Consider the following 12,653-nt stretch of genomic DNA (forward strand, 5'->3'; position numbering starts at 1 on the left):
TGTCAGGGACGGGCCGGAGCGGCCGGCACGGAACGCGGATCGAAGCCGAACGGCAGCTCCAGCCGGTGGGCCCGCATCAGTTGCTCGTCGGAGAGCAGCTCGCCGGTCGGGCCGTCCGCCGCGATCACGCCCTCGCTGAGGATCAAGGAGCGCGGGCACAGCTCCAGGGCGTACGGCAGGTCGTGCGTGACCATCAGCACGGTCACGTCGAGCGAGCGCAGGATGTCGGCCAGTTCGCGGCGGGAGGCGGGGTCGAGGTTGGAGGAGGGCTCGTCGAGGACGAGGATCTCCGGCTCCATCGCCAGCACGGTCGCCACGGCCACCCGGCGGCGCTGCCCGAAGGAGAGGTGGTGCGGTGGCCGGTCCTTGAACTCCGCCATGCCGACCCGCTCCAGCGCCCGGTCCACGCGCTGCTCCAGCTCCGGGCCCTTCAGCCCGGCCGCCGCGGGTCCGAACGCCACGTCCTCGCGGACCGACGGCATGAACAGCTGGTCGTCCGGGTCCTGGAAGACGATGCCGACCCGGCGCCGGACCTCGGCCATGTGCCGCTTGTCCACGGGCAGCCCGGCGACCCGCACCGTGCCGGCTCCGCCGGTCAGGATGCCGTTGAGATGCAGCACGAGGGTCGTCTTGCCGGCGCCGTTCGGCCCGAGCAGCGCGACCCGCTCGCCGCGCGCGATCGAGAAGTCGACGCCGAAGAGGGCCTGGTGCCCGTCGGGGTAGGCGAAGGCCAGTCCGGCCACTTCGAGGGAAGGTGTCACAGGGTCCATCCCAGCAGACAGACGACCAGAGCCGCGCTCGGGAGGGCGAGGGCGTACGACCACTGCGCCCGGGACGCGGTCACCTCGTCGATGACCGGCATGGAACCGGCGTAACCGCGGCTGACCATGGCCAGGTGCACGCGCTCGCCGCGCTCGTAGGAGCGGATGAACAGCGCGCCCGCCGACTTGGCGAGTACGCCCCAGTGCCGGACCCCCCTCGCCTCGAAGCCGCGTGACTCCCGGGCGATCCGCATGCGCCGCATCTCGTCCGTGATGACGTCGCCGTAACGGATCATGAAGGACGCGATCTGCACGAGGAGCGGCGGGAGCTTCAGGCGCTGCAGGCCGAGGAGCAGTTCGCGCAGTTCGGTCGTGGCGGCCAGCAGCACCGAGGCCGCGACGCCGAGGGTCCCCTTGGCGAGCACGTTCCAGGCACCCCACAGGCCGTTGACACTCAGGGACAGGCCGAGGACGTCGACCCGCTCGCCCTCCGCCACGAACGGCATGAGCACGGCGAACGCGACGAACGGCACCTCGATCAGCAGCCGGCGCAGCAGGAACCCGGCGGGCACGCGCGCCACGTACGCCACGACCGCGAGCAGCACGGCGTACAGCCCGAACGCCCACATCGCCTCCCGCGGCGTCGACACCACGACGACCACGAAGGCGAAGACCGCGGCGAGCTTGGTGTGCGGCGGCAGTCCGTGCACGGGCGAGTGCCCGTGCCGGTAGAGCTTGTGCGCGTGCCCCGCTCCCATGTCAGACGCTCGTGGTGCTCGTCGGGTCCGACGCGTCCGACGTGTTCGGCGCGTCCGACGTGTTCGACGGGGAGGCGTCGTCCGTGCGGCGACGGCGGACGGCCCAGAAGACCGCGCTGCCCGCGACGACCGTGACCCCCACGCCGACGACGCCCGCCAGCCCCCCGGACAGGCGGGCGTCGTCGACGTCCTTGACGCCGTAGTCGGCGAGCGGGGAGTCGGCCACGGCGTGCTCCTCGGCCTTCTTGTCGATGCCGTGGTCGGTGGCGACCTTCTCCAGGCCGTCCGGGTCCGCGGAGGCGTAGAAGCTGACGAATCCCGCCAGGATCAAGGACGTGACCAGACCTGCCGCCCACACCTTGCGGTGGGACGCCCGGGCGGTCACCGGCGCGGGCTCCGGCTCGACCTCCGGCGCGTCGACCAGCTCGCCGTTCACCCGCAGCTTGAGCCTCTGCGTCAGGCCGCGCGCCCCGTACACCAGGTCGGGCCGTACGGCGATGACCGCGCCGACGGTGAGCGCGGTGATCACGGCTTCGCCGATGCCGATCAGGAGGTGCACGCCGATCATGGCGGTGGCGACCTTGCCGATCGAGACGTCGGTGGTGCCGCCGATGGCGTACATCAGGGTGAAGGCCAGCGCGGCGGCCGGGACCGAGACCAGGGCGGCGACGAAGGAGGCCGCGGTGACCGAGCGGCGGGTGCGGGGCAGTACCGTCACCAGGCCGCGGAAGAGGGCGTAGGCGACGATCACGGTGACGATGGCCATGTTGGTGATGTTCACGCCCAGCGCGGTCAGGCCGCCGTCCGCGAAGAGGATGCCCTGCATGAGCAGGACGACGGAGACACACAGGATCCCTGTGTAGGGACCCACCAGTATCGCGGCCAGCGCACCGCCGAGCAGATGGCCGCTGGTCCCCGCCGCCACGGGGAAGTTCAGCATCTGCACCGCGAAGATGAACGCCGCGACGAGCCCGGCCAGCGGCGCCGTGCGCTCGTCGAGTTCCCGGCGTGCGCCGCGCAGGCTCACGGCGATGGCGCCCGCGGCGATCACGCCGGTGGCGGCGGAGGTGGGGGCGTTGAGGAATCCGTCAGGTACATGCACCGTTCGATGATGTGGCTAGATGCGAACCATTTGCAAGAGCGTGACGCTCGTTTTATCTCATCCGTGATATGTGCGGCATCCAGGGGCGCAATCCGCAAAATATGCGACATTGGAGAGGGAATGGACGCACAGTTTCCCCACAGGTAGCGCACGGTGAAGGGACCGCCGGATGTCCGTAGTCGAGCAGTACGCGCGAGCCCACATCGTCACGGACACGGCCGTCACGCTGGTCGACGAGCTGGAAGCGGTCCCGGTCACACTGCGGTACGACCCCGAGCGCGATCCCCTCCGTGTGCGGATCGGGCTGCCCGGAGCCGGGGGACGGGAGTGGAGCTTCGACCGCCGGCTGCTGGAAGAGGGGCTGCGGGCCCCGGCGGGCAGTGGTGAGGTGCGGGTGTGGCCGTGCGGCCGGGTGCAGGCCGTCGTGGAGTTCCACTCCGCGCACGGCGTGTCCGTGGTGCAGTTCGAGCGGCAGGCGCTGCTGCGGTTCCTGCGGCGGACCTACATGGCCGCCGCGGCACCCGTGACCCACTGAACTCCTGGCTCAGCTGCCCGTCTTCAACAGGGCCGCCACGATCGGACCGGCCGTCGAACCGCCGTGCCCGCCCTGCTGGACCACACCCGCCGCCGCAAGGTCGCCCCGGTAGGCGGTGAACCAGCCGTTCGGCTTCTTCTGGCCGTCGACCTCGGCGGACCCGGTCTTCGCGCCGACGTCGCCGCCGACCCCGGCCATCGCCTCCGCGGCCGTGCCGGCCGCGGCCGTGTACGACATCAGTTCACGCAACTGCGCCAGCGTGCCCGCCGACATCGTGCGCGAGGCCGTCGCGAGCTCGCGCCCGTCCACCTCCGGGGAGACCAGGTACGGCTGGTGGAAGGTGCCTGCCTTGACCGTCGCCGACACGGACGCCATGTTCAGCGGGTTCATCCGCACCCCGCCCTGACCGATCAGCGAGGCACCCATCTGGGCCGCCGACTGCACCGGCACCGAACCGTCGAAGGACGGCACCCCGATCGCCCAGTTGTCGAGCCCCAGGCCGAACACCTGCTGGGCCTGCTTGGTCAGGTCGTCGTCCTTCAGCTTCGGCGCCTGGCTGATGAAGGCCGTGTTGCAGGATCGGGCGAAGCTCGCCTTGAAGGTGCCGTCCTTGATCTCGAACTTGTCGTCGTTCTGGAATTTCCAGTGCCCGTACGTGAAGTACTTCGGGCACGGGTGCTTCTTGTCCGCCGAGGCCAGACCCTTCTCGATCAGCAGCGACGAGGTGATGACCTTCATCGTGGAACCGGGGGCCAGGGAGCCCTGGAAGGCGGTGTTGAAGCCGGGGGAGGCGTTGGCGGCGGCCAGGATCTCGCCGGTCGACACCCGCACCACGGCCACCGACGACCGGGCCTTCTTCGCGACCTGCTTCTCGGCCGCCGCCTGCAGCGCCGGGTCCAGCGTGGTCTTCACCGTGCCCGGGGTGCCCTCGCTCAGCTCCAGCAGGGTCTTGTCGGACAGGTCCTTCGCCTTGGCGGCCTTCCCGCGCACCACCCGGAGCTCGATGCCGGCCTTGCCGCCGGCCTCCTTGCCGTACTTCTCGCGCAGCCCGTCGAGAATCGGGCCGATCGAGGCGTACTTCGCCTTGGTCAGTTCGCCGCCGTCCCGGTCGAGCGCCTTGACCGGGGGCGTGCCCGCCTCGCCGGTGACCAGCTCGTCGCCGTCCTTCAGATCCGGGTGGACGACCGCCGCGTGCCAGTCGACCAGGGGCTTTCCGTCGCCGGCGCGGCGTACGACGGTCAGGGCGCTGTCGTACGCCAGCGGCTTCTCGGTCCCCTTGTAGGACACCGTGCCCTTGACGGAGAACGGCACCTTGTCGCCGGTCGGTCTGCCAGGGGTGAGGGTGACGTCCTTGATCCCGGCGTCCTTGGTGTAGCCGGTGAGCAGGGCCGCGGCCGCGGCCGCGTCGTCGGTGGCGGCGGCGGCCCGGGTGACCTTGCCCGACTGCCAGGCGGTGAGGAAGGCACGCGCGGTGTTGGTGACCTCGGCCGGCGACAGCGGGCCGGTCTTCACCTCGGACTTCTGGTCCCTCGCGGCGCGCGTACCGTCGTCGGCCGCGGCGCCGCCACCGAACAGCGCGTAGGCGCCGAACCCGCCGCCGCCGAGGACCACGGCGATCATCCCGCCGATCACGACGGGCTTCGTCTTCCGTCGCTCGGCGACGCGCCTTCTGTTGCCCACTGCTGTTCGTTCCTCCGCGAATCCCCAGGGTCCCCGTTGCCCTCGGCTGTCCCAACGACGGGCACCACCCTAGAGTCCCGTTCGGCGCGGGTGAGATCAGCCACCTGTTCGTAGCACGGCTGCGACAATCGGCCCGGCCGCGTCTGCGCCGTGGCCGCCCTGCTCGGTCATGGCCGCTGCCGCTATGTCGTTCCGGAAACCGGTGAACCAGCTGTTGGACTTGGCGTTCCCGGCGACCTCCGCGGAACCGGTCTTGGCGCCGATGTCGCCGCCGAGCCCGCGCATGGCCTCCACGGCGGTGCCCCGGGTGGCGGTGAGCCGCATCATTTGCTTCAGCTGGGCGGCCGTGCTCGCTCTCAGGCCTTCGGCCCGCGCCGGCCGGCGGCCGTCCAGCTCCGGTGAGACGAGGTAGGGCTGGCGGAAGCTGCCGGTGATCGCGGTGGCCGTGACCGAGGCCATGTTCAGCGGGCTCATCTGGACCTGCCCCTGCCCGATGGCGCCGGCCGCCCGGTCCGGGCCGCTGACCGTGGGGACGCTGCCGTCGAAGGAGGCGATGCCGGTCTGCCAGTCGTCCCGCCCGAGCCCGAAGTGCCGCTCGGCCTCCTGGGTCAGCGAGGCGTCCGTCAGCGGCTTCTCGTCGATGAGCTTGATGAACGCGGTGTTGCAGGACCGCATGAAACTGTTGGCGAGCGTGGCGTTCTCGTCGGCCCTCATGCCCGTCAGGTTCTTGAACGTCTGGCTCTGCCACACGGCGGTGTCGGGGCAGGGCGCCGGGCCGTTCATCGACGTCACGCCGTTGTCGATGAGCATCGCCGCAGTGATGATCTTCATGGTGGAGCCGGGGGCGGCCTCGCCCTGGAAGGCGGCGTTGAAGCCGTCCGTGCGGTTGTTGGCCACGGCCAGGACCTCACCGGTGCTGGGCTTGACGGCGACCACCGAAGACTGGGCGAACCGCTTGACCGCTTTCTCGGCCGCCGCCTGGGCGCTTGGGCTGATCGTGGTGGTGAGCTTGCCGGGTCTGCCCTCGGCGAGGGTGAGCAGCGGGGTGTCGGGAGCGTTCCCCGCGGTGTGCCGGATGACCAGTTCGACGCCGGGGGTGCCGCCGGCCTCCTTGCCGTACTTGTCGCGCAGGGCGTCCAGGATCGGTCCGAGGGAGGGGTACTTCTCCTTCGTCAGCTCGGAGCCGTCGCGGCCCACGGCGTCGATCGGCGGTGTGGCCGACTGCTCGGTGACGAGGGTGTCGTCCTTCTTCAGCTCGGGATGCACGACGGACGGCTGCCAGTCGACCAGCGCCCGGCCGGTGGTCAGCCCCCGCACGACGGTCAGTTCGCTCCGGTAGCTCAGCGGCTCGGACTTCCCCTCGTAGGCCACCTCGGCCTTCACGCGGTACGGCACCGTGGTGCCCTTCGGGGCGCCGGGCGTGATCTTCACGTCGGTGATGTGCGCGTCGTCGCTGAAGGCGGTCAGCAGCTGCTCGGCGGCCGCGTCGTTGTTCGTGTACGACGCCGCCTTAGCGGCCGCGCCGGACTGCCAGGCCGCGAAGAACCTGGCCGTGGTCTCCTCGACCTCGTCCTTGCCGGGCGGCCCCGACTTCTTCTCCGAGGCCACCCCGCTCGTGCCGCCCCCGTCACCGTTCAGCGCGCTCATGATGTTGAAGGCGCCGTATCCGGCCCCACCCACCATCGCCGCGAACACCCCGCCTATGACAGCGGCCCTGACCCCCTTGCCCATAGGGCGGTCCCCTCCCCGTTGAGCCTCACGCGCTCCACTGAACGCGTTCAGAAAGCTCGATCCGGCAGCACTCTATGCACAAGCGGTTGCTCAAGGGACGGGCGTTTCGATTTTTGACCGAACATAGATCAGACCCAGGTGTCCAGCCACATCCGTGACCGCCAGTCGCTGATCGGGATGGCGGTGCCCGTGTAGAGGGGCCAGAAGTAGATGAAGTTCCAGGCGATCAGCAGGACCAGGACGCCCGCGGCCGTGGCGCCGGCGACGCGGCGGGTGTCGGTGGAGCGGGGTGGGCCGATGATCGCGCCCAGGAGCATGGCCACCGCCAGGCAGAGGAACGGCAGGAAGACGACGGCATAGAAGAAGAAGATCGTCCGTTCCTGGTACATGAACCAGGGCAGGTAGCCGGCCGCGATGCCGCAGGCGATGGCGCCCGCGCGCCAGTCGCGGCGGAAGAACCAGCGCCACAGGACGTAGAGGACCGCGAAGCAGGCGACCCACCACAGCAGCGGCGTGCCGAGGGCCAGGACCTCGCGGGCGCACTTCTCACCCGCGTCGGCCGGGCAGCCCTCCTTGCCGGGCTTCGGGGACTCGTAGAAGTACGACACCGGGCGGCCGAGGACGAGCCAGCTCCACGGGTTGGACTGGTACGTGTGCGGCGAGGACAGGCCGACGTGGAACTCGTACACCTGGTGTTCGTAGTGCCACAGACTGCGCAGCCAGTCGGGCAGGAAGGTCCAGTTGCCGCCCTTGCCGTCGGTCGCCGCCCAGTTGCGGAGGTAGCCGCCGGAGCCGTTCGTGGCGGAGAGGATCCAGCCGGTCCAGGACGCGAGGTAGGTGACGAGGGCGACGGGGACCGTGGCGAGGAACGCGAGGCCCGTGTCGCGCCTGAGGACCGTCGAGTACGGGTGCCGGGCGCCGGCGACGCGGCGCGAGCCGACATCCCACAACACCGCCATCAGGCAGAACGCGGCCAGGATGTAGAGGCCGTTCCACTTGGTGCCGATGGCCAGGCCCAGCATCAGACCCGCCGCCCAGCGCCAGGGACGCCAGCCGAGACGGGTCGTCTCGGCCGTGTGCCGGTCGGGACGGACCCGGCCGTCGGCGTCCACCGGCAGCGCGGCGGCCAGCCTCGTGCGGGCCTTGTCCCGGTCGACCAGCAGACAGCCGAACGCGGCCAGCACGAAGAACATCAGCACGCCGTCGAGCAGCGCCGTGCGGCTCATCACGAAGTGCAGGCCGTCCAGCGCCATCAGCGTGCCCGCGAGGCAGCCCAGGAACGTGGAGCGGAACAGGCGGCGGCCGATCCGGCACAGCAGCAGCACCGACAGCGTGCCGAGCAGGGCCGTCATGAACCGCCAGCCGAAGGGGTCGAAGCCGAACATCAGCTCGCCGAGGCCGATGACGTACTTGCCGATCGGCGGGTGCACGACGTACGCCGCGTCCGTCGGCAGCGTGACGTGCCCGCCGGACGAGAGGACCAGGTCGTTGGCGTTCTTGTCCCAGTTGAGCTCGAAGCCGCGGTGGACGAGCGCCCACGCGTCCTTGGCGTAGTACGTCTCGTCGAATATCACCGCCCTGGGACTGCCCAGGTTCCAGAACCGCAGCACGCCCGCCAGCAGTGTGACGAGCAGCGGGCCGATCCAGCCCGACCAGCGCACCAGCCGCCCCGCGAGCGTGTGCGGGATACCGAGCGCCGCCCACAGGCGCGGGCCGGGCTCGGCGTACGGCGGCACCAGGCGGTCACGGACGTCACGGGCGTCGCTTCTGGGCTGCCCCTGGTAGCCGAAGCGGCGCAGCCGCTGCTGCCAGGGCGGCCGCTGCTCGTGCGGCGCCTGGCCCTGCCGGGTGTCCGTGGAGGACGCGGTACTGGTCACCGCGCCATCGTAGGGAACCGTTCTGTGTGAGTCCCGTGCATGGCCGGTATGCGTCCGCATCCTCCGCCCCTGGGAGGAGTGTGCCTACCCGGCCCCTGGGAGGATGGGGGCGTGACCGGAACCCTCGTACTCGCAGGCACCCCCATCGGCGACATCGCGGACGCCCCGCCCCGGCTCGCCGAGGAACTGGCCGGAGCCGATGTCGTCGCCGCCGAGGACACGCGGCGGCTGCGCCGGCTGACCCAGGCGCTCGGCGTGACGCCCAAGGGGCGGGTGGTGTCGTACTTCGAGGGCAACGAGTCCGCGCGGACGCCGGAGCTGGTCGAGGAACTGGTGGGTGGGGCGCGGGTGCTGCTCGTCACGGATGCGGGGATGCCGTCCGTGTCCGACCCCGGGTACCGGCTGGTCGCGGCCGCCGTCGAGCGGGACGTGCGGGTCACCGCCGTGCCCGGGCCGTCCGCGGTGCTCACCGCGCTCGCGCTGTCCGGGCTGCCCGTCGACCGGTTCTGCTTCGAGGGCTTCCTGCCGCGGAAGGCGGGGGAGCGGCTGGGGCGGCTGCGGGAGGTGGCCGGGGAACGGCGGACCCTCGTGTACTTCGAGGCTCCTCACCGGCTGGACGACACGCTGGCGGCGATGGCCGAGGTGTTCGGCCCCCAGCGGCGGGCCGCGGTGTGCCGGGAGCTGACCAAGACGTACGAGGAGGTCCGGCGGGGCGGGCTGGAGGAGCTTGCCGCGTGGGCCGCGGAGGGTGTGCGCGGGGAGATCACCGTGGTGGTGGAGGGCGCGCCGGAGCAGGGGCCGGAGGAGGTCGGGCCGGAGGAGCTGGTGCGGCGGGTCCGGGTCCGGGAGGAAGCGGGGGAGCGGCGCAAGGAGGCCATTGCCGCGGTGGCGGTCGAGGCCGGGGTGCCGAAGCGGGTGGTCTTCGATGCGGTGGTCGCTGCGAAGAACGCCGGCTGACGGCTGTTCGCGGCTTGTCCACGCGGCGGAGCCGCATGGGAGTACAGCCCGCGCCCCTTCGGGGCGCGTTCCACAAGGCGGCGCTGAACAGCCTCTGAGCAGGGCGCTTTTCGTTTGAGCGTGCGCCCCATGAGTGGGCAAAGGCGCCGGGGGTCTGGGACAAGGGAGGCCCAAATCGGGGCCAACAGTCGACAGGTCTGCTGCCCTCGCTCCGGCTGAGGAGTCCACTGGGTTGCGGGGGCGGAACCGTCCCCACGCCACAGCGGAACAGGAGCTGGCATGAGTGAGATCGCAGGGCAGACCGGGCTCCGCGCCGGTGCGAGTGCCGTCGTCAACGAGTCGTACTCCTTCGCCTGCATGCGCTGCGGGCACGGCTGGGAGCAGTCGTACGAGATCGAGCACCACACGGACGCCGCGGGGCACGAGTTCGTCCTCTACGTCGTGGACGACAAGGTCGTGCCCTCTCCGTTGAGCAGGCCCACGTGTCAGAACTGCGATGGTCACGTCGTGCGGATCATGCGGCCCGGGCGGGTCGCGTCGGCGCGCGAAGCGGCGCACCGGCCCCGCCGCGTGCCGCCCCCCGCCGGGCCCGTGGAGGCGCCGACGGCGGACGCCGGGGCCGGGGGAACAGCCGAGCAGGAGCAGCGCGACCACCACTGGCATCTGTCCGACCTGCTGCACCCCTTCCAGCGCAAGGCGAGCTGACCCGTCCGGCTCTCCTTGTCGACGCCCTCCCCGCTCCTCCTCCCTCGTCGGGGAGGGCGTCGCCCTTTCGTAGGATCGGGGCATGCCTTCGAACGACTCCGACAAGCACGCCGCGCCCCCGCTGCCGGAACCCCTCCGGGTGCCGGTCGCCGACTCCCACACCCACCTCGACATGCAGTCCGGCACGGTCGAGGAGGCGCTGGCGAAGGCGGCGTCGGTCGGAGTGACGACGGTCGTGCAGGTCGGCTGCGACCTCAAGGGCTCCCGCTGGGCGGCGGAGACGGCGGCGGCGCACGACGCCGTCCACGCCACGGTCGCCCTGCACCCGAACGAGGCGCCCCGGATCGTCCACGGCGACCCCGACGGCTGGTCGCGGCAGGGCGCCCGCGAACCGGGCGGACAGGCGGCCCTGGACGACGCGCTCGCCGAGATCGACCGGCTGGCCGCCTTGCCGCAGGTCAAGGGCGTCGGTGAGACGGGCCTGGACTACTTCCGCTCCGGGCCCGAGGGCAAGGAGGCGCAGGAGCGGTCCTTCCGCGCCCACATCGAGATCGCCAAGCGGCACGGCAAGGCCCTGGTCATCCACGACCGCGACGCCCACGCCGACGTCCTGCGCGTCCTGAAGGAGGAGGGCGCCCCCGAGCGGACCGTCTTCCACTGCTACTCCGGCGACGCCGAGATGGCGGAGATCTGCGCGAGCGCGGGCTACTTCATGTCCTTCGCCGGCAACGTCACCTTCAAGAACGCCCAGAACCTGCGGGACGCGGTGGCGGTGGCCCCGCCGGAGCTGCTGCTCGTGGAGACGGACGCGCCCTTCCTCACGCCGGTGCCGTACCGCGGCCGGCCCAACGCCCCCTACCTCGTGCCGATCACGGTGCGTGCCATGGCCGAGGTGCGCGGCATCGACGAGGACACGCTGGCGACGGCTCTCGCGGCGAACACGGCGCGCGCCTTCGGTTACTGACCCGGCTGCTCCCCACGCACTCCGCCGCACGACTGTGCGTAGTCGCGTCGCTTTGGAGAGTGACAGACGCTCCGCTAGGTTCTGGGGGCCCGATCCGGACCCCTCTGGACCCTCCGGCCCCTGGAGCGTGTCGGCGTGAGCAACTCGCAGTACGAGACGTACGAGTCGTATGGCCCGGCCTACGCGGACCCGGTGTACGGCGGTTTCGACGCGCCGCCCGCCGATCTGCACAGCGCCGGGACGCTCGGGTACACGACGCCCGGGGCGCCCGTCGCCTACGAGGACACCTATCGGCCCGCCTACGAGGTGTCGACCCTGCCCGGGCTGCCCCGGCAGGGGGCCCCGGACGACGCTGCCGCACCACCCGTGACCGGCGCGCGCCCAACGCGTGCGGAGGCGCGCGCCGAAGCCCGCGCCGCGTCGCGCGCCGGCTCGCACCGGCGATCCGCGCGTCGGCGCAAGGTGCGGTACGTCGAGCGACCGGGCGACGGCTCCATGCGACGGCTGCTCCCGCAGGCCCTGGTCGTCGCCTTCCTGGCGGGCGGCACCACGGCGTTCGTCGCCAAGGACAAGGCGATCGAGCTGAACGTCGACGGCAAGGCGCGCACGCTGCACACCTTCGCCGACGACGTCACCGAGCTGCTGGCGGAGGAGGGCGTCGAGGTCGGCGCCCACGACGTGGTGGCACCCGTGCCCGGCACGGAGATCACCAGCGGTGACGAGGTCGCCGTGCACTACGGCCGCCCCGTGCGGCTCACCCTCGACGGACAGCGGAGCGAGGTGTGGACGACGGCACACACCGTGGAGGGAGCGCTCCGGCAGTTGGGGGTGCGCCAAGAGGGCGCGTACGTGTCCACGTCGCGCTCCCGGCGTATCGGGCGGGAAGGTCTCGCGCTGGACGTGCGGACCGAACGCACGGTCACGATCATGGCGGACGGCCGCGCCCGCACGGTCCGCACCAACGCGGCGACCGTGCGGGAGGCCGTCGAGGAGGCCGGGATCACCCTGCGCGGCCAGGACACCACGTCGGTCCCGCAGGGGAGCTTCCCGCGCGACGGGCAGACCGTCACGGTGCTGCGGATCACCGGCGGCAAGGAGGTCCGCGAGGAGCCGATCCCGTTCCAGGTGCGGCGGACCGACGACCCGACCCTGTTCCGTGGCACGGAGGTCGTCGAAGAGGCGGGCCGGCCCGGCCTGCGCCGGGTCACCTACTCCCTGCGCACCGTCAACGGCGTCAAGCAGAAGCCGCGCCGGATCAGATCCGAGGTGGTGCGCGAACCGAGCCCACAGCTGGTGAAGGTCGGCACGAAGCCCCGACCGATGTCCGTGCAGGGCGCCGACCACCTCGACTGGCAGGGCCTCGCGGCCTGCGAGTCCGGCGGCCGCCCCGACGCGGTCGACTCGTCAGGCACCTACGGCGGCTTGTACCAGTTCGACACCCAGACCTGGCAGGCCCTCGGCGGCAAGGGTCGCCCCCAGGACGCCCCGGCGGCGGAGCAGACGTACCGCGCGAAGAAGCTGTACGTACGGAGGGGCGCAAGCCCGTGGCCGCACTGCGGGGGCCGGTTGCACGGATGACGCCT

Annotated in this window: 11 protein-coding genes; 5 read left to right on the plus strand and 6 right to left on the minus strand. The window is 71.5% G+C overall.

Going from position 1 to position 12,653, the window contains the following annotated elements; genetic code table 11:
- Positions 1–2 precede the first annotated feature (2 nt).
- From ACWD1U_RS27275 to ACWD1U_RS27285, 3 genes are read right to left on the minus strand one after another with little or no spacing between them, the layout of a single operon-like run.
- On the minus strand, positions 3–770 hold the full coding sequence (locus ACWD1U_RS27275) for an energy-coupling factor ABC transporter ATP-binding protein (RefSeq protein ID WP_451111389.1): 768 nt from the start codon (positions 768–770) through the stop codon (positions 3–5).
- The gene (gene cbiQ, locus ACWD1U_RS27280) at positions 758–1,519 is read right to left on the minus strand and encodes a cobalt ECF transporter T component CbiQ (RefSeq protein WP_451111391.1); all 762 of its coding nucleotides are present in this window, start codon (positions 1,517–1,519) and stop codon (positions 758–760) included. The genes ACWD1U_RS27275 and cbiQ overlap by 13 nt, the downstream gene beginning before the upstream one ends.
- A gap of 1 nt (position 1,520) precedes the next feature.
- Positions 1,521–2,621, minus strand: coding sequence for an energy-coupling factor ABC transporter permease (locus ACWD1U_RS27285; RefSeq protein ID WP_451111392.1), 1,101 nt, complete (start codon positions 2,619–2,621; stop codon positions 1,521–1,523).
- Between the two features lie 169 nt (positions 2,622–2,790).
- Between ACWD1U_RS27285 and ACWD1U_RS27290 the strand changes: the two genes are divergently transcribed.
- On the plus strand, positions 2,791–3,156 hold the full coding sequence (locus ACWD1U_RS27290) for an SsgA family sporulation/cell division regulator (protein ID WP_451111394.1): 366 nt from the start codon (positions 2,791–2,793) through the stop codon (positions 3,154–3,156).
- A 9-nt stretch (positions 3,157–3,165) separates the two neighbouring features.
- Here the strand turns inward: ACWD1U_RS27290 and ACWD1U_RS27295 are convergent, their stop codons facing one another.
- The 3 genes from ACWD1U_RS27295 to ACWD1U_RS27305 all read right to left on the minus strand — a co-directional run bounded on the left by ACWD1U_RS27295 (position 3,166) and on the right by ACWD1U_RS27305 (position 8,444).
- Positions 3,166–4,836 (minus strand): penicillin-binding transpeptidase domain-containing protein, encoded by a 1,671-nt coding sequence (locus ACWD1U_RS27295; RefSeq protein WP_451111396.1) that lies wholly within the window; start codon positions 4,834–4,836, stop codon positions 3,166–3,168.
- Positions 4,837–4,932: 96 nt separating this feature from the next.
- Positions 4,933–6,567 (minus strand): penicillin-binding transpeptidase domain-containing protein, encoded by a 1,635-nt coding sequence (locus tag ACWD1U_RS27300; RefSeq protein WP_451111398.1) that lies wholly within the window; start codon positions 6,565–6,567, stop codon positions 4,933–4,935.
- 128 nt (positions 6,568–6,695) lie between these two features.
- Positions 6,696–8,444: a dolichyl-phosphate-mannose--protein mannosyltransferase gene (locus tag ACWD1U_RS27305; protein WP_451111399.1), complete on the minus strand. Its 1,749-nt coding sequence runs from the start codon at positions 8,442–8,444 to the stop codon at positions 6,696–6,698.
- Positions 8,445–8,555: 111 nt separating this feature from the next.
- Between ACWD1U_RS27305 and rsmI the strand changes: the two genes are divergently transcribed.
- From rsmI to ACWD1U_RS27325, 4 genes are all read left to right on the plus strand, one after another.
- A complete protein-coding gene (gene rsmI, locus ACWD1U_RS27310) occupies positions 8,556–9,401 on the plus strand; it encodes a 16S rRNA (cytidine(1402)-2'-O)-methyltransferase (protein WP_451111401.1) in 846 nt (281 codons plus the stop codon).
- A gap of 279 nt (positions 9,402–9,680) precedes the next feature.
- Complete coding sequence (locus ACWD1U_RS27315; protein ID WP_451111402.1) at positions 9,681–10,106, plus strand: hypothetical protein; 426 nt, start codon at positions 9,681–9,683, stop codon at positions 10,104–10,106.
- An 82-nt stretch (positions 10,107–10,188) separates the two neighbouring features.
- Positions 10,189–11,070 carry a TatD family hydrolase gene (locus tag ACWD1U_RS27320; RefSeq protein WP_451111404.1) on the plus strand — a complete coding sequence of 294 codons (882 nt, stop codon included), beginning with the start codon at positions 10,189–10,191 and terminating at the stop codon, positions 11,068–11,070.
- Between the two features lie 135 nt (positions 11,071–11,205).
- Positions 11,206–12,648: a ubiquitin-like domain-containing protein gene (locus ACWD1U_RS27325; protein ID WP_451111406.1), complete on the plus strand. Its 1,443-nt coding sequence runs from the start codon at positions 11,206–11,208 to the stop codon at positions 12,646–12,648.
- Positions 12,649–12,653 lie beyond the last annotated feature (5 nt).

It is taken from the genome of Streptomyces sp. NPDC002788, assembly GCF_053592115.1.

Bases quoted from the DNA above. Each gene is read 5' to 3' on its own strand.
- ACWD1U_RS27320 (WP_451111404.1), top strand. From the start codon at position 10,189: ATGCCTTCGAACGACTCCGACAAGCACGCCGCGCCCCCGCTGCCGGAA.
- ACWD1U_RS27315 (WP_451111402.1), top strand. From the start codon at position 9,681: ATGAGTGAGATCGCAGGGCAGACCGGGCTCCGCGCCGGTGCGAGTGCC.
- ACWD1U_RS27290 (WP_451111394.1), top strand. From the start codon at position 2,791: ATGTCCGTAGTCGAGCAGTACGCGCGAGCCCACATCGTCACGGACACG.
- ACWD1U_RS27300 (WP_451111398.1), bottom strand. From the start codon at position 6,567: ATGGGCAAGGGGGTCAGGGCCGCTGTCATAGGCGGGGTGTTCGCGGCG.
- cbiQ (WP_451111391.1), bottom strand. From the start codon at position 1,519: ATGGGAGCGGGGCACGCGCACAAGCTCTACCGGCACGGGCACTCGCCC.
- ACWD1U_RS27275 (WP_451111389.1), bottom strand. From the start codon at position 770: ATGGACCCTGTGACACCTTCCCTCGAAGTGGCCGGACTGGCCTTCGCC.